This window comes from Streptomyces sp. NPDC059169 (genome assembly GCF_042755225.1).
Classification (GTDB): Bacteria; Actinomycetota; Actinomycetes; order Streptomycetales; family Streptomycetaceae; genus Streptomyces.
In genome coordinates this window covers 148,865-165,363 of sequence record NZ_JBHZCF010000007.1, presented here as the reverse complement: position 1 = coordinate 165,363, position 16,499 = coordinate 148,865, and the positions used below count along the sequence as shown (strand labels likewise).

At 71.3% G+C, this 16,499-nt stretch carries 11 protein-coding genes; 3 read left to right on the top strand and 8 right to left on the bottom strand.

Annotated elements, in window-relative coordinates:
• Positions 1-40 precede the first annotated feature (40 nt).
• From ACFXOM_RS15520 to ACFXOM_RS15500, 5 genes are all read right to left on the bottom strand, one after another.
• Entirely contained in the window at positions 41-883 is an 843-nt protein-coding gene (locus ACFXOM_RS15520) for a DUF4097 domain-containing protein (protein ID WP_384929461.1), read from the bottom strand.
• A gap of 80 nt (positions 884-963) precedes the next feature.
• Complete coding sequence (locus ACFXOM_RS15515; RefSeq protein WP_384929463.1) at positions 964-1,482, bottom strand: hypothetical protein; 519 nt, start codon at positions 1,480-1,482, stop codon at positions 964-966.
• A 301-nt stretch (positions 1,483-1,783) separates the two neighbouring features.
• Entirely contained in the window at positions 1,784-3,478 is a 1,695-nt protein-coding gene (locus tag ACFXOM_RS15510) for an acetolactate synthase large subunit (protein WP_385038133.1), read from the bottom strand.
• Positions 3,479-3,738: 260 nt separating this feature from the next.
• Positions 3,739-4,476 (bottom strand): DUF4142 domain-containing protein, encoded by a 738-nt coding sequence (locus ACFXOM_RS15505; protein ID WP_384929469.1) that lies wholly within the window; start codon positions 4,474-4,476, stop codon positions 3,739-3,741.
• 153 nt (positions 4,477-4,629) lie between these two features.
• The gene (locus ACFXOM_RS15500; protein ID WP_384929472.1) at positions 4,630-5,163 is read right to left on the bottom strand and encodes a nitroreductase family deazaflavin-dependent oxidoreductase; all 534 of its coding nucleotides are present in this window, start codon (positions 5,161-5,163) and stop codon (positions 4,630-4,632) included.
• 231 nt (positions 5,164-5,394) lie between these two features.
• On the opposite strand from ACFXOM_RS15500, the gene ACFXOM_RS15495 reads away from it, so the two are divergent.
• Together ACFXOM_RS15495 and ACFXOM_RS15490 are read left to right on the top strand one after the other, a co-directional pair.
• A complete protein-coding gene (locus ACFXOM_RS15495; protein WP_384929698.1) occupies positions 5,395-6,393 on the top strand; it encodes a PP2C family protein-serine/threonine phosphatase in 999 nt (332 codons plus the stop codon).
• A gap of 190 nt (positions 6,394-6,583) precedes the next feature.
• Entirely contained in the window at positions 6,584-7,126 is a 543-nt protein-coding gene (locus ACFXOM_RS15490) for a MarR family winged helix-turn-helix transcriptional regulator (RefSeq protein WP_384929475.1), read from the top strand.
• A 31-nt stretch (positions 7,127-7,157) separates the two neighbouring features.
• Here the strand turns inward: ACFXOM_RS15490 and ACFXOM_RS15485 are convergent, their stop codons facing one another.
• The 3 genes from ACFXOM_RS15485 to ACFXOM_RS15475 form a co-directional block, all read right to left on the bottom strand.
• Complete coding sequence (locus ACFXOM_RS15485; RefSeq protein WP_384944029.1) at positions 7,158-12,116, bottom strand: DNA repair ATPase; 4,959 nt, start codon at positions 12,114-12,116, stop codon at positions 7,158-7,160.
• Between the two features lie 96 nt (positions 12,117-12,212).
• Positions 12,213-14,258, bottom strand: coding sequence for an SPFH domain-containing protein (locus ACFXOM_RS15480; RefSeq protein ID WP_384929480.1), 2,046 nt, complete (start codon positions 14,256-14,258; stop codon positions 12,213-12,215).
• Positions 14,259-14,306: 48 nt separating this feature from the next.
• Positions 14,307-14,912 (bottom strand): hypothetical protein, encoded by a 606-nt coding sequence (locus ACFXOM_RS15475; protein WP_384929483.1) that lies wholly within the window; start codon positions 14,910-14,912, stop codon positions 14,307-14,309.
• Positions 14,913-15,180: 268 nt separating this feature from the next.
• Here ACFXOM_RS15475 and ACFXOM_RS15470 point away from each other — a divergent pair, with 268 nt between their 5' ends.
• Positions 15,181-16,242: a PucR family transcriptional regulator gene (locus ACFXOM_RS15470; protein WP_384929486.1), complete on the top strand. Its 1,062-nt coding sequence runs from the start codon at positions 15,181-15,183 to the stop codon at positions 16,240-16,242.
• Positions 16,243-16,499: the final 257 nt, after the last annotated feature.

Genomic DNA, 16,499 nt, shown 5'->3' with positions numbered 1-16,499 from the left:
CTGGGACGGGGGATGCGGGGCGGCTGTGCGGACGTGGCGCTCAGGGCTTGGCCCGGAGGATGTCGACGTTGCCATGCCGGGTGCGGGCGCGGATCTTGACGGTTTCCTCCTCTCCCTCCGGGGTCTCGGAGGGCGCGAGCGTGTTGCGCACCTGGCCCGAACCCGAGCTGACGTCGAGCCAGGCGGCGGTGCCCTCGCGGACGCCGACCTCGATGGCGCCGTAGGAGGTCTCCAACTGGACCGTGCCGCGGGACACTTCTCCTACGCGCACGGTGCCGTGCGCGGTGGTCGCGGTGACCGAGTCCCCGGCGTGCCTGATTTCGATGTCGCCGTTTGCGCCGCTCACCCGCAGCTCGCCGGTCGCGGCGCCGACGGTCGTGGTGCCGTGCGAGTTCTTCAGGACGGCGTGACCGTCGACGAGACCGATACGCAGACTGCCCGAGCTGGTGGCGATCTCGGCCGGGCCCTCGACCCGGTCCACGGTGATCGAGCCGTGCGAGGCGGTCAGCTTCAGCGGGCCGGTCGCGTCGAGGCGGACGTCGCCGGACGAGGTCTTCACGCGGACCTCGCCGAGCCGGCCCTCGCCGAGCACCTGGACCCAGGCGCCGGTCATGTCGACGTTGGAGCCCGTGGGCAGTTCGATCGTCACGTCGACCGTGCCCGTGCGGCCGAACATGTTGGACTTGGGGGTCCTGACGGCCAGTGCGCCGCTCGCACAGGTGACCTCGGTCTGGCTGGCTGCCCGCACGTCCTGGTCCTTCTTCGGGTCACGTGGCCGCACCTCGACGACGGTGTCGAGGCGATCGCCCGCGCTGAACTGGAGGGAACCGGCTTCCACGTGTGCCGTGGCCGAAATCGGTTCGGGGGTGTCGAAAGAAGGCATGGTTGTCCCGTCCTCTTGGATCCGTGGGACGTCCCGCTGGTGGGACGTGGTGTGGGTGAAGTGGTGCGGGGGCGGGGCGGCTAGCGCACCCAGCCCGTGATGCTCTGTCCGACGGTGCGGGTCTTCTCGGTCGCACGGGGCCGCGTTCCGCCGTCGACCGCTGCCGACACGGCACGCACCAGCCACGCGTTGACCGACAGCCCCTCGCGGCCCGCGGCCTCCTCGGCGAGGGCCTTGAGGTGGGCGGGCAGGCGCAGGTTGACGCGGGCGGTGCCGCCGTCGTCGCCCTCGGCGGGGGCCGGGGGCCTGAGCGGTTCGACGGATGCAGCCGGCTCCGCGGGTGCACCGCCGTCGGTGGGCGGCGGTGTCACCACGAAGTCGGGGTCGAGGCCGCGCAGCCGTACGTCGACCGAGCCGGGTGCGAGCTCACGGGTGATCTCGTCCATTGCGGCGGAAAGCACGTTGAGCATGGTCAGCCGGGTCGCCGACTCCAGCGGAGCGGTGAGCCTCTCGGCCAGCTCACGGGCGTCTTCCCCGCCGGCTGCGGCGGCTACCGCGAGCTCACGGCGGAGGGTGTCGACATAGGGGGTGAGATCCATAGCGCCATAATGGCATCACTATGGCGCCATACGCAAGCCCGTCATGCCACCCTGGTGCACCCCGGCTCGACACACCCTCCCGACCTGCAGAAACAAGGCGAGGGCGCGCCGACACAGAAGGACATCAGGCACGCTCTACCGACCCCCATGACACCGGATGGCACCGGATGGCACCAAACGGCGCCAACGGGCGCCACGGCTGGCTTCCGTTCCCGCTGTCGCCCCGGGGTTGCGGTACGGATCGACGACGGGAGGACGCCTCGCTCCGTGGCCGCTGTCGGACGGCAGGGCTCCGTCGGCCCTAGAAGGGCCCGTGGAGCTCACCGAGCCGATCGGTGAGCCGCAGGTTCTCGGAGTAGTCGACCGGACAGGCGATCACGGAGACACCGTCGTGGTCCAGCGCACGCCGCAGCGTCGGAAGGAGTTCGGCGGCCGCCTCGATCCGGTGGCCGCGCGCGCCGAAGCTCTCCGCGTAGGCGACGAAGTCGGGATTGGTGAAACGGGTGTGGCTGTGGCGCTCGAGTTCGAGCTCCATCTTCCAGGTGATCAGGCCGTACTCCTCGTCGACCAGGACGAGCACGACCAGGGGGACGCGTTCGCGGACGGCCGTCTCCAGCTCCTGTGAGTTCATCAGGAACGAGCCGTCCCCCATCATGGCCAGCACCCGGCGCTCCGGACGGGCGAGCTTGGCCGCGATCGCACCGGGCAGGGCGAAGCCCATGGTCGAAAGGCCGTTGGACACCAGACAGGTGTCCGGCGCGTAGGTCGGATAGAGCCGGGCCATCCACATCTTCCCCGCGCCGGTATCGGCGAGGACGATGTCCTCCCTGCCGAGCGCGGCCCGCACATCGGCCACCACGCGCTGCGGCACGAGGGGCCAGGCGTCATTGGTCCGGCCGTAGTCGAGCTCCTCGGCGAGCAGGGAGCGGATGCGTCCACCGGCCCCCACTTCGAAGGCGAGGCCGTCGGGAAGCGCCGCTGCCAGCGCATCCAGCCCCAGGGACAGATCACCTTCGACGCCCACGGCGACCGGGTAGTGGGCGTCCACTTCGGCGGGGAAGCGGTGCAGGTGGACGATGCGCTTGTCGCCATCCGGGTTGATTTTCACGGGATCGAACTCCTGGATCTCGTAACCCACGCAGATCAGGACGTCGGCCGAGTCAAATCCGAAGTTGGCGTAGTCATGGCGCATGAAGCCCACCGCGCCGAGCGCGTTGGCGTGGTCGTCCGGGAAGACGCCCTTCCCGTGGAAGGTCGTCGCCACCGGGACGTTCAGTCGTTCGGCGAATCGCAGGAGGGCCGCGGACGCGCCCGCCCTGGCGGCGCCGTGGCCGGCGAGCACCACCGGATGCTGCGCCGCCGCGACGACCTCCGCGGCACGGGCGACCTGTGACGGCGAAGGAGCGTCCGCGTAGACCGTGTCGACCTCCAGGGGAGCGAGCCGCGTCTCGGTGCGCGCGGCCTCGACGTCCTCGGGAACCGCGAGGAAGACCGCTCCGGGACGCTCGCTCTGCGCCGTCTTGAACACCCTGCGCACCATCTCGGGCACCGCCCCGGGAGCCTGCACGCGCGCCGACCACTGAGTGACCGGCGCGAACATGGAGACCAGGTCGATGACCTGGTGCGACTCCTTGTGGACCCGCCCCAGCGAACCCTGCGCGGCCAGGGCCACCAGCGGGGTGCTGTTCGTCATCGCGTCCGCGGCGCCGAGCGCCAGGTTGATCGCACCGGGGCCCAAGGTGGCCGAGCACACCCCCGCCTTGCCGGTGAGCCGCCCGTAGATCTCCGCCATGAAGGAGGCGCCCTGCTCGTGGCGAACCAGGACGTACCGGATGGTCGAGCCGGTCAGGGCGTCGACGAAGCGGATGTTCTCCTCGCCCGGGATCCCGAAGACGTAACCCACGCCCTCGGCTTCCAGGCAGCGCACCAGGAGGTGGGCCACGTCGTCGGTCGCGGTTCCGTGGCTCTGCCCGCCAGGGCTGCGGTGAGTGTCCATGACCCGAACCTAGGCATGCCGGGTGTGTACGGACCACGCACCGGCCCCCGCCCGGGTGAACGCCCGGCGTGGCCGCCCCGACGCCGACCGGACCGGCGGGAGCAGAATCCCGCCGTCCCGGTCGTGGCCTCACCCTCCGCGTCAGCGAGCCCGCGCCGGCGGCGCCTTCGCGCGGAGGGATTCGGCCGGGCCGGGTATCGCGGTACGACGACTGCGCCACCATGACGGCGCAAGGCTGCAGGGCCCGTTGGAGCCGGCGGTTACTTCGGCGCCACGGTCTTCTCGACGTCCTGGAAGGTCGCGGCGTCCACGAGCCCCGTGTCCTCCAGGACCTCCAGGTGGTCCAGCACGGTCTGGTTGGCCTGCCGCGCGTGCCGGCGGATGAGGTCGTTCTGGGTGGCGGCCCGCACCTCACCGATCGTGGCGAAGATCTTTCCGTGCGAGGCGCGCAGGAGGTTGGCGAAGAGCCGGTCGAACTCCGCCCCCTGCGCGTTCTCCATCTGCTTCACCCAGCCCTGCTGCTCTGCGGTCGCCTCGTTGGGCAGCGGGACGCCAAGGATCTTCGCGTCCTCGCGGACCAGCTGGTCGAGCTTGCTGTGCCCGTCGATCAGGTGCAGGCCCGCCCGCTTGACCGCCTCGCTGGAAGCGTGCGTCTGGGCCAGGTGCCCCGCCGGGATCTCCCACAGGCCCGCCTGCCTCACCTTCACCAGGAAGACCTTGTCCACTTCGGTCGTCGGCTGGGGGCCGGAGGGCTGGGTCTGTTCGCCGTCGGTCGATCCGGCGCTCGTCGAATGGCCGGAGTCGGAGTGCCCGTAACCCGCGCTCGCGGACTGTCCGTAGCCGTCCTGTGCAGCGACGCCCGCGGGTGCGGCAGAAGCCTTGTCGTCGCTCCCCCGGACCACGACCAGCACGGCCACCACGGCTGCGCAGACGGCCGCAATGATCGCGACGGCTTTCATCGAGACGCTGGACTGGACTGCGCGTCGGTTCGGACGCATGGATGCCTCCCGGTTCGGCATGGAGAACTGCTCTATGTCGTCGGGAACTGGTTGTGGCGGCTGGCACGGCGCGCAGTGGGAGGTACGGATGTGGACGTCGGTCCGTTCACCGGTGGTTGTGACGTGTCCGCGGCCGATCCGGAGCCGTCCCGGTCACCTTCGTTCCTCGGGCCGCCGCGGCTGCGTCTCGCCGCGGGCGGGGCTGGGCTCCAGCCGCACGAAGGGGATCTGTTCCCCGGCCGCCCGGTACCCCACCTGGGTGCCGTCGCCCGGCAAGCCGAGGTAGGCGCACAACCGCGCGGCAGTACGGGGATGGGCTTCCGCGTACCCGGCCATGATGCGCGAACCGTCCTCGGCGGGCAGGAAGCGGGCGGTGACGGCGTGGTAGCGCCGCCCGACCTGGATGGTGGCCTGCGGAACGTGCTGCAGGTTGCGGTACCACTGGGCCGTCGGGCCGAAGCCAGAGGCCACCGTCCAGGCGCCGGAATCGGGTTCGTACTCGACGACCTCGAGGACCACGCGACGCGTGGCACCGGACAGCCGGCCGGTGTGGATGAGGAGCAGCATCCTCCGTCCGAACAGGAAGCCGAGACCGCACCGGTACATGTGGATGGGCAGTCGGGCGGCCAGGCGCGCCCAGCCGGTCGGCGGCTCGCGCCGATGCGGCTCCGTGTCCGGCGTTTCCATGGTGCACCTCCGGTCCTCTCGCGCCGAGCCCGGCAGCGGTTCGGTAACGGGATCCGTGAAAATTATTCGCAAGGGTAAGCTTTGCATAGGCTAAAGCTTCGGGGGTCCGTGACGCGGTGCCGGGGCCCCGGCTCCACGCCGCGCGCACCGCCTGGCATACCGCGGAGGCCTGCATTGGCCGAAGAGACGCCACAGCGCTTCACCCTGCTGTCCGCCCTGCCCTACGCCGTCATGGCGGTCGTGGGAACCATCGACGTCGTCGCAGGTCCCTCGGTGGGCCTTCTCCCGCTGGTCTCCCTCGGACCGGCCTTCGCCGGACTCGCGGGCGGCTGGCGCCGGACGGCCTTCATCGGAGGGCTCGCCCTCATCCTGTGCCTGGTCCTCGGCACCTACGACGGACAGATGCCGGGCCGCCGCGGCTACACCGCGCTGGCATCGGTGACGGGCGTCACGGCCGCAGGTCTCGTGGCCGCGGTGATGCGGCAGCGTCGGGAGACGGAGCTGGCCAGCGTCCGCTCCATCGCAGAGGTGGCCCAGCGGGTGCTGCTGCGACCCGTTCCGCGCAGCGCCGGGCATTTGCGCGTGGGGGTTTCGTACACCTCCGCGGTCGCCGAGGCTCGCATCGGCGGTGACCTGTACGAGGTCGTGGCCGCACCCCAAGGAGTCCGGGTGATCGTGGGCGACGTGCAGGGCAAGGGGCTGGACGCGGTGGAGACGGCGGCCCTCGTCCTGGGCGCCTTCCGGGAGGCTGCGCACGACGAGCCCGACCTGGCAGGTGTCGGGGCGCGCTTGGAGCGGGTGGCCGACCGGGAGTTGCGGGGGGAGAAGTTCGTGACGGCGATCCTGGCCGAGGTCGGTCACGACGGGAAGGTGACGCTGCTCAACTACGGCCATCCGGCACCGGTGATCGTGCGCACCGACGGAGCGGCGCGCTTCGCCGAACCTCCCGGCTACGCCCTGCCGCTCGGTCTCGGGATACACGGCACGAACGGTCCGGAACCGTACGCCGAGGGTTTCCGACCCGGCGATCAGATACTGCTGTACACGGACGGCGTGTCCGAGGCACGCGACCACGCAGACCGCTTCTACCCCCTGGGCGAACGGACCGCCCTCCTGACCGACCCGGACCCGGAGTGTGCCCTTCGGGCGCTGCGCGGGGACTTGGTGCGGCACGTCGAGGGACCGCTCCACGACGATGCGGCCATGCTGCTCCTGCGGTACCACGACTGACGACGCGATGCCGTGGGAGGCATGTCGTCGTAGGGCGACACCCGGGGAACCGTGTACGGCGGGATGCCCCGCCCAGCCCGCCCGGTCGACGAGGGGCGGAGCAGGGGACCCGCGTGGAACGGGTCCGGGCTCGACCGGGTTCCGCGGGGCTGAGAACCGCCGGGGCGGCGGGACACGGTAGAAAAGAGGCATGGCCGACAGGAGGCAGTCCCCTCAGCACATCGGCGACGTCGACGACGACGTCGAAGCCGTGACCCGTGCCGTGCTGACCGCGTCCCGGCTCCTGGTGGCGGTGTCCGCCAGGTCCCTGGCCGCCGTCGAGGAGCGGGTCACACTGCCGCAGTTCCGGCTGCTGGTGGTGCTGTCCACCCAGGGCCCCGCCAAGCTCGTCGTCCTCGCCGACCGGCTCGGTGTCAATCCCTCCACGGCGATGCGCATGATCGACCGGCTGATCGCCGCCGGGCTCGCCGACCGGCACACCAACCCCGGCAACCGGCGCGAGACCGTCCTGCAGCTCACGGACGAGGGCCGCAACCTCGTCGAGGACGTCACCGCCCGGCGGCAGCACGAGATCGCCGCGATCGTGCAGCGCATCGCCCCCGAGCAGCGGACCGCGCTGGTCGGGGCCCTCACCGCGTTCAACGAGGCGGGCGGCGAACCGGCCGTCACCGCGGCGGACAGCAGCCTGCACCCCCTCGGCTGGGCGGACGCCTCCGTACCGAAGGGGGGCTGAGCCGCGGGAACGCCGCACTCGGCCGCCGCACTCAGCCGTCTCCTCTCCCCACGGTGCCGTTCGGAGCAGCGTGACGCGGCTGGTACGTCACGACCGCAGGGAAGGGGCCGACCGCCCGCACGATGGCGGACTCCACGTCCGCCACCCTGTCGGCGAGCATCCCCAGGGCCGCGACCGCGCGCGTGACGGGATCGTCCTCGGAACCGCCCAGAGCCTGACGGCGCGCGTACGCGGACGTGATCTCCGTCCAGCGGGCGGCCTGAGTGGGGGTGAGCGTCCCCCGCAACTGGGCGAGCTTGAGCAGATTCGCTTCGGCAGCGGTGGTCAGGGTCCGGGCTTCCGCCGCGTAGTGGTCCTCGATGACCGCGGCGAGTTCGGCGTCGTTCATGACGGGCACGAGGCGCTGCGCGATCTTGTTCATGTTGCGGTACGAGCCCTGGAGTCTGAAGGGCGGCTCGGTGCTGTCGGCCTCGGCCTGCGCCGCCGAGTCGACGTACGCGCGGTTGACCGCGAGGACCGTCTCCCGGACGGTGAGCAGATGGCGGAGCACGGCGAGGACACGGTCCAGCTCCGCCGGGGCGTACGCGTGCGTGAGCCGCTCCCGTCGGGCGTCGGGACGCCCCTCGGCAAGGTGGATCAGCGTCTCCAGGTCGGCACGGTCGCGGTCGGCCAGGGGGGCCAGGACCGGGTTCGAGGTGAGGGCGTTCTCGATGAAACTGGTGGCGAAGGCCTCCTCCTTGCCGGTCAGGACATCGCCGAGGTTCCAGACGTCGGCGCGGTTGGCGAGCATGTCCGGGAGGCGGAAGGCCTGGCCGGTCTCGGTGAACGGGTTACCGGCCATGCAGACGGCGAAGCGCTTGCCGCGCAGGTCGTGGCCGTTCAGGGTGCGGGTGGCATCACACAACGGAATGAACTTCTGCAGCAGTTCGGGCGAGGTGTGCTGGATGTCGTCGAGGTACAGCAGCACGTTGCTGCCCGCTTCCAGTGCGAAGCCGATCTTCTCCAACTCGCGGCGGGCGGCGGCGTTGGGGGCGGCTGCGGGGTCGAGCGAGGTGGTGCCGTGGCCCAGGGCGGGCCCGTCGACCTTGACGAGGAGCATGCCGAGGCGGTCGGCGACGTATTCCATCAGCGTGGTCTTGCCGTAGCCGGGCGGGGACAGGAGCAACAGCAGACCGCTGCTGTCGGTGCGCCGCCGGTCCCCGGCGGCGCCGATCTGCTTGGCCAGGTTGTCGCCGATCAGTGGCAGATAGACCTCGTCGACCAGGCGGTTGCGCACGAACGTGGACATCACCCGTGGACGGTGCTCCTCCAGGCGCAGCCGGTCCTGCTCCGCCGCGGCGAGGGTGTTCCGCAGCTTCTGGTAAGCGCGGAAGCCGGGCGCTACGGACTCGGCGAAGTCGGTGGTACGGGCCAGGAATTCGTCGAGGCGGACGGTGAGCCGGCCGCCCGTGATGCGCGGGTGCGTGCCCAGGAGGCCGTCGGCCGTACCGGTCAGCGGGGCGTCCACGTCGTGGCGCGCCAGGTCGGGGCACAACTCGATCACGATGGCTTCGTCGAGGTCGCCTTCGTGGACGTCCTCCGCCCGGGCGCCGGCGTAGGCGGTGAGCCAGCCCGACACGATCCGGTGGGCACCCGGAAGGTCGCCGGCGGTGAGCCGGTCGTGCACGTCCGTCTCGTACGGTGCTGTCCCGGTTGCGTGCCGGACCCCTTCGAGCAGGGCTCGGGCCGACGGGCCGGTCGTGAACGAGCCTCCGCGGGCCAGCTCTTCGATGAGGTACGCGGCGGCGCCCGCGGGTGGTGTTGCGCCGACGCCCGGTGTACGGGCGGTGAAGGCGGCCATCGCCCCGCCGATCTCGGCGCGCAGTGCGTCGAGGGCCGGGGCGGACCCGAAGGTGTCCCGTGCCTTTACCAGCGACACGGCTTGCCGGGTCCATGCCTCCCGCGCGTCCGGGGTGGTCCCATGGGCCCAGAAGAGCTGGGCCGCGGCACGGGCTCGGGCCGGGTGGCGCAGCAGCCCGGCGCTCCGGCCAAGCCGGAGCAGGACGCCGAGGATCACGGCCGCGTCCTCGTCGTGGATGCCGCGCTCGTACCCCTCGTCGTAGGCACCCTCCGCGGCCCGGCGCGCGAGGGCGGGCAGGTCGGCGTCCACGAGGGCGTCGGAGCCGTGTTCGGCGAGCAGGCGGGCGGCGAGGTGTTCCGCCCGGTAGACGGAGTCGTTCTCGGAGGGCAGGTGCTGCCCCCAGTAGGGCCGGGTGGCGGCGAACTCGGGTGCGGTGACGGGCGAGCGGTAGTCGGTTCCGGTGAGGGCGAACGCCATGGCGTCCTCGTCCGGGAGGAGGGCGAGCTCCGGCGTCCGGGTGTTCACCGTGAAGAGGTGACGGCCGAACCTGATCGTGGCACCGCCGTCGGTGAACAGCTCGGTGCGGTCCCGCAGCGCCCGGCCGGCCTCCTGGCGGGCCGCCTTGAGGCGGTTCTCCAGCTCATCGGCTCGTACCTGGTCGCCGAGGTCGCGCAATTCCTCCGCGGTGCGGCGGACCTTCGCCACCATCGGGTCGGAGGTGAAGTACGTCGTGACGTCGTCGGCGGATTCGAGGGAGGACGCCCGGCGTGCGATCGTCTCCAGCACCCGGTCCGCCGATTCGGCGAGCCGCTGGGCTCTGCGCACACGGGCGTCCTGCAGCACCTGCCGCCGGGCGGAGAGGGCGTCCTGGATCTCCGACCGCTTGTCCGCGATCTCGACCAGGAAGTCGTCGTGCTCGGCGAAGCGGGATTCCAGGTCCTCCAGGCGGAGCACCAGCAGGGCGAGCTGTGCATCGCAGCTCTCAGGCGTGTCGGCCGCGGCCAGGGCGCTGGTCACCGACTGCCCGAGCAGGGTCAGTTCGGCGGCGAACTCGGCCCGTCCCTCCCGGTCGAGCAGTTCCCTGCGGCGCCCGTCGAGGGCCGCCCGGGCCCGGTTGATCCCGCCGAGCACGTCCGAGATCCGCCCCAGGACGGTGGTCCGTACGGTGGCATCGGCGATGTCCAGGCCGGCGACGGTCTCGCTGAGCGCCCGGAGGCCGAGTGCGTGCTCGTCCAGTCGCTCGCCGACCGGCTTGGCTTCGGCGACGGTGGCGATGGCCGCCGCTTCCGCGGTGAGCCGTTCGACGTCCGCCCGATGACCGGCGAAGGCGTCGTCCCCGCGCAGGAAGTCGATGGCACGCCGAGCGGCGGAGGCGGCCCCCGCGTCGACCTGCCGGACGAGTTCGTCGATACGGTCGGCGTCGACGTGGTGCATCTCGCGCAGGGTCTCCAGGTTGCCCCGGGACGCACGCAGTTCACCGATTCTGGTGATCCACTCCTCGGCCGTTGCCGGAGCCTCGCCCCGGATGCGCCGGTCCAGACGGCTGATCCTGTCGGCCGCGCCGGCCACCGCGTCGGCCGCCCGCCGCTTGAGGTCCTGGACAGTGCGGAACTCCTCGAGCACCTGCCCGGCCGTGGTGCGGACCTCCTCGAGCGGAGCACGGAGATCGCCCGCTTCGCCGTCGCCCAGCCAGTGGTGGATGTCGGCGGTCCGCGCGCAGGCGGCCACGAGGTCCTCGTACATCTCGGCGGTCGGCGTGGTCTCGGAGACTTGCCGGGCGACGGCGAGACAGGCGGAGATACCGGCCACAAGGTCCGCGTTGCCGATCCTGGCGAGGGGACCCGAGCCGGACGTGACGGCAGCCGCGTGCATGTCCGAGGCGTACGGGGTCCGCCACAGCTGCAGCGGGTGAACCGCGGCGGGCCCGTCGGCGTCCTGCTCGCGCAGCACGGCGAGGGTCCCGTCGTCGAAGAGGGCGTAGCCCCGGCAGGAAAGGGGGCTCGCGGTCTCCTTGCGGATCACGTTGTAGGACAGGAGCAGGCTGCGGCCGGCGGCCGGGGAGTGGAAGGCGTAGAGCACGTCCTCTCCGTTGGAGGAACGCACGGTGCGCTCGAGCGCGAGATCGGCGGGTGCGTCCGCGTCGAAGGTCTTCACGGTTCCCGTGCTCAGGCAGTAGCCGCCGGGGAAGACGATGCCCTGGTCGTCGGGCAGACGGAGGCACGCCCGGCCGATGGCGTCGATCCTGACCACCGTCCGGGTGAGGGTGTTGAACACCAGGTGGCGGTCGGTGTCTTCCTTGTAGGGGCGTACCCGCGCCAGGATCAGGGCCCCCACCCGGGCCCACGCCACGTGCGCGTCCGCGAGCGACTGCAGCGGCTCGTCGACGGGCTCGCTGTGGACACCCAGCGCGGACTCGGTGTCGTTCTCGGTCTTGACGGTCAGTGAACCGCCAACCGTGGTGACGTGGAGCTCACCGCCGGCCAGGGAGACGTGCGGGTGGCGGCCCAGCACGTGGTCGTCACGGGTGGTTCCGGTCCAGTCGATCTCCTGGGCCGGTGGAAGGACGTGGTCGCGCTCACCCCGGGCGTCCAGGAATCGGGCCCCACCGCCCCGCACCGCGGACGGTCCATCGCCCAGCTCCCAGCGCAGGACGCGGATGTCCTCGGCCTGGTCCCCGCGCTCGCCGGAGGGGGAGCCGCCCGCGGTGCGGAAGACCGCGAGGAGCCTGCCGCCCACCAGGCGGAGGCGGTGGAGCCGTGCGCCCTGGTAGTAGCGGCACAGCGCGCCGAACTCCCGGCGGAAGTCCTCGGCGTCCAGGAGACCGGGCACTGCCGTGTGGGGCAGCGGGTTCAGGTCGCGGTCGTACAGCGAGAAGACTTCCTCCACCGTGGTCCCGGGCGACAGCGCCTCCGCGGGGTCGTGCCCGAAGAGGAGCACCTCGCCCACGGCCACGACGTCGCGGGCGACCGTGCGCGTCGTGGTCCTGATGCGCCCGGTGGTGGTCAGGGCGAGTTCGGTGGAGCCGAATTCCGTGATCCGGGCCGTGTTGAGCGCTTCGGCCCGTCGGGCCAGTTCCGCGGCCTGCGCCCGCAGCCGGTCCCGCAGCACCTCGTAGGCACCGGCGTCCACGGCGTCCGTGCCCATGTCCATCGTCTCCCTTCCGTCGTACGCACGTGTGGTTGAGGTTCCGGAGCCGCTGACCCCCGTCCGGCGGCTCCGGAACCCGAGACCGCTCCCCCCGAGCGGTCAGTTCTTGGCAGCGCCGTTCAGCGCGGTGAGCGGGGTGTCGGCGAGGCCGAGCTCGCCGGCCTTGTCGAGCAGCTGGCTCAGCTGCGCGGAGGGAGCCCCGCCCGTCTTCATGAGCTTCATCAGCAGCGCGGAGACCGTCAGGTTCTGCACGTCGGCGGTCGAGACCGAGCCCAGCACCTTCGTCAGGTCGTCGGTGAAGGACGCCGAGCCGTCCAGCCAGGGTCCTGCCAGGGCCTGGGCGGTCTCGGAGTGCTGCACGAAGCCGTCCACGCCCTTGCCGAGGGCGATCGAGGACACCAGCCGGTCGAAGAAGACGGACTCGCCGCCGACGATGTTGATGTCGGCGCTCTCCAGGCCGGTGGCGAGCACCGTTGCCTGCGCTTCGGCGACGTGCCGCTGCACGTCCAGTCCGGCGAGGCGGATGTCCTTCTCCGCCTCGAGGCGCAGTCGGTACTCCTCGTGGGTGCGGGACGCCTCGTCAAGGGCAGCCATGGCTGCGGCCTTCTCGGTCAGCCCCTCGGCCTCGGCCTTGAGCTTCTCGCCGATCGCGGTGGCGTCCGCGAGCGCCTTCTCCCGGGCTCCTTCGGCCTCGGCCCTCAGCCGGGCCGCGGTGGCCTCGGCCTCGGCGCGTCCGGCCTTCTCGATGGCGTCGGCTTCCTTCTCCCGCACCTGGACGGCGGCCAGGCCCTCGGCCGCCGCCTCGGCCTGGATGCCCTCGGCCAGACGGATCTTGGCGCGGGCGTCCATGTCGGCGGCCTTGTTGCGGGCCTCGGCGAGGGTGAGCTCCTCGGCAGCGCGGTGAACGGCTGCCTGCTCGGCGGCCTCCGCGGCCTTGATGTCCTTGACCAGCCGCTCCTGTGCCTCCGCCTCGGCGGCGATGACCAGGGCCTGCCGCTGCCGCTCCGCCTCCTCGACCGCGCGCAGACGCTTGATGGACTCCTCTTGCTCGGCGACCGTGCGATCCACCGCGACCCGCTCGCGGATCACCTCGGCGATGTCGCGCCGCTCCGCCTCGACCTCCTTCTCGGCGGAGATCCGCGTCAGTTCGGTCTCCCGGTCCCGGGCGATGACCTCCAGCTGGCGGTCCTTCTCGATGCGCTCGTTCTCGACGGCGATGACGCGCTCGCGGTTCTTCGCGGCGACGGCGACCTCGCGGGCCTGGTTCTCGCGCTGGACGCCGAGCTGCTCCTCGGTCTTGAGGAACGCCGTCTGCGCTCGCAGCCGCTCTTCCTCCACCACCCGCGCGGTCTCGGCCTCCTCGCGGGCCCGCACCGTCTCGATCTCCCGCTTCTGCTTGATCTCGGCGTCTACCTGTCGGCGTTCGAGCTCCAGGATGGCCTCGCGGGCGTCGACGTTCTGCCGGGTGATCTCCTTCTCCTCGTGCCGCTGGTACTCGTTGGTGCGCACGTGCTCGACGGCGGTGAGCTCGGTGATCTTCCGGATGCCCTGGGCGTCGAGGATGTTGCTGGCGTCCAGCTGCGCGAGCGGTGTCTGCTCCAGGTAGTCGATCGCGGCGTCCTCGAGGCTGTAGCCGTTCAGGTCGGTGCCGATGACCTCGATGATGCGGTCCCTGAACTCGTCCCGCTTGGTGTAGAGATCGGTGAAGTCGAGCTGCTTGCCGACCGTCTTCAGCGCCTCGGAGAACTTGGCGTTGAACAGGTCCTGAAGCGTCGCCTGGTCGCTCGCCCGGGCGGTGCCGATGGCCTGGGCGACCTTGACGACGTCCTCGACCGTCTTGTTGACCCGCACGAAGAACGAGATCCGGATGTCGGCGCGGATGTTGTCCCGGCAGATGAGCCCGTCCCGGCCGGTCCGCGAGATGTCGATGGTCTTCACCGAGATGTCCATGACCTCGGCCCTGTGCAGCACGGGCAGGACGACCTGCCCGGTGAACGTGACGTCGACCTTCCGCATCTTCGACACGATCAGAGCCTTGCCCTGCTCCACCTTGCGGAAGAGCCGACTGATCACGAGCAGCATCGCGACGGCGATGAGCAGGGCAACGGCGATGAGCACACCGATGCCCATGGAGATGGCATCCATGAGGAATCCCCTGATGAGTGGTGGGAACGAAGGAGGAGCGCGGCCGAGTCAGCCGCGGGGATCGAGCGCCGTGTCGTACGGCGCGACCCAGAAGAACTCGCCGTCGTCGTCGTAGGCGTACAGCAGCCCCGTGCTGCCGAGCGCCAGCGCCTCTGATCCGGGCTGGCGCACCTGGACGATTGCGGTGGAGCCGTCCCGGGCGGCGACTTCCGCCTGGCCGAAGCCCGCGTCCACCCGGCTCGTGCGGATGGTGCAGGTCAGTCCGACGAAGTCCTGCCGGGACGGCGCGGGTTCATCGGGGAACAGCTTCGCCAGCGGCCTCACGAGAAGCCGGGTGACCCACCAGGAGAGGGCCAGTGAAGCGAACAGCAGTGTGACGTGGAGCAGTTGGAGCGAGGGACCGGACAGACCCGCGCGGGCGAGCAGCACCGTGCCCGTCAGGCTGGTGAACCAGCCGAGGACGACCAGAAGCGACCCGGACACGGATACCGGTACCCCGCCGAGGCTCAGCGCGTCGGTGTCGACGTCGATGTCGAAGTCGTGTTGGCCGGTGACTCCGACGAGCACCAAGAGCCAGAAGCCGAGGACGACCGCGAGCGCTGCCGTGAACAGCACCGTGGGAAAGCCGGCGACGGCGTCCAGGAACTCGGCCATCGTCCTACCCCCATCTTTCTCGTGAACCGACCGGCGCCGAAGGTGTGTGGAGTGGAAGCTTTCCGGCTCCCGGCAGGAAGCCGTCGCTCTCGGCGGAAATCCCCGGCGTGATGGAATCCTGACAGCTCGTCCAGGCCGCCCGCATTGCCGTCCACCGGCAATGTTTACGTACCCTTGATGCCGGTCGCCGCACGCGGGTGGGAGGTCCGCCCTGAGACCTGCGCGCGTCAGGAAGTCGTCATAGGCACGCCAAGAACGGGGAGGGTCCATGGCCGAGCAAGAGGTCCCGCACGAATACCTGCGGGGGTACGAACAGTCCCTCGCGTCAGCCTGCGCCACGGGCCGCAGGCTGACGCGCGACGAGCTGCAATCCCTCCGGGGCCAGGGTGAGAGGGCTGCAGAGGCCGGTCTCGGACTGCGTGCCCTGGTGCGGGCCCATCTCGCCGCCGCGCAAACGGTCCGGACGGAGTTGCCCGCGCACGCGGGCGGCCACCTCCTGGCCGCCGTCGAGCAGGCCGTGGACGCCTTCGCCGAGGGCCATGACCGGGCCCAGCGTCTCGCCGTGCGGCAGGAGGAGGCGGCCCGCCGGGAGTTCATCGACGACCTCCTCTACGGGCGCAGCGACCTGGGCCGTCTCGCCGAGCGCGCCGAGCGCTTCGGCCTGCTGCTCTCCCACGCCCACGCGGTCGCCGTGGCAGAAGGCGCGGAACCGTACGACGACGGCTCCCCCGTCACCAGACGGATCGATTCCTCGCTGGTCTCCCGTTTCGGCGACCGCCGCATCCTGCTCACCACCAAGGACGGCCGGCTGATCTGCATCGCTCCCGGCGACCAGTCCGATGTACTCGGCTACTTCGCCAAGCAGGCGTACGCGGCGACGGACGGGGGGCGGGCGGCCGTCGGCCGGGCCCACCCGGGAGCGGGCGGCGTCGTCCACTCCTACGAGGAGGCGTTGAACGCCCTCGATCTGGCTGCCCGCATGGGGTTGGAGGACCCCGTTCTGCACGCCTCGGACCTGCTGGTCTACCCGGTGCTCACCCGCGACCGGCAGGCCATGGCGGAACTCGTGAGAAGCATCCTCGGCCCCCTCAAGGGCGCTCGCGGCGGAGCCCAGCCGCTGATCGACACCCTGACCGCGTACTTCGACTCGGGTTGCGTGGCCGCGGAGGCGGCCCGGCGGCTCTCCCTGAGCGTGCGGGCCATGACCTACCGGCTCGAACGCATCCACCAACTCACCGGCGCCGACCCCGGAGACCCCGTCCACCGCTACACCCTCCAGACGGCGGTCATCGGCGCCCGACTGCTGGACTGGCCGAGGCATGACCTCTGAGGAGCGCCCAAGCGGCCCACGGCGATGGTCGGCCGCTCTCCCCCGCCCAACGGAGACAGCGGTCCGCGGGCGGTGTTCGCGGGCGTCCCGTCGCCCGCGAACACTCGTCGGAAGCAGCCCTGGGCACCGACCCTCCGGGCCGATAGTGTGCGCGGAACGCGCCGCCCACGGCGCGCGGTGTGCCGGGAAGTCCGGTCTGCGGCTCAGGGCCCGCGTCCCAGTCGTACCCGGAGGTACGCGACGGCCGCCCGCGCGCT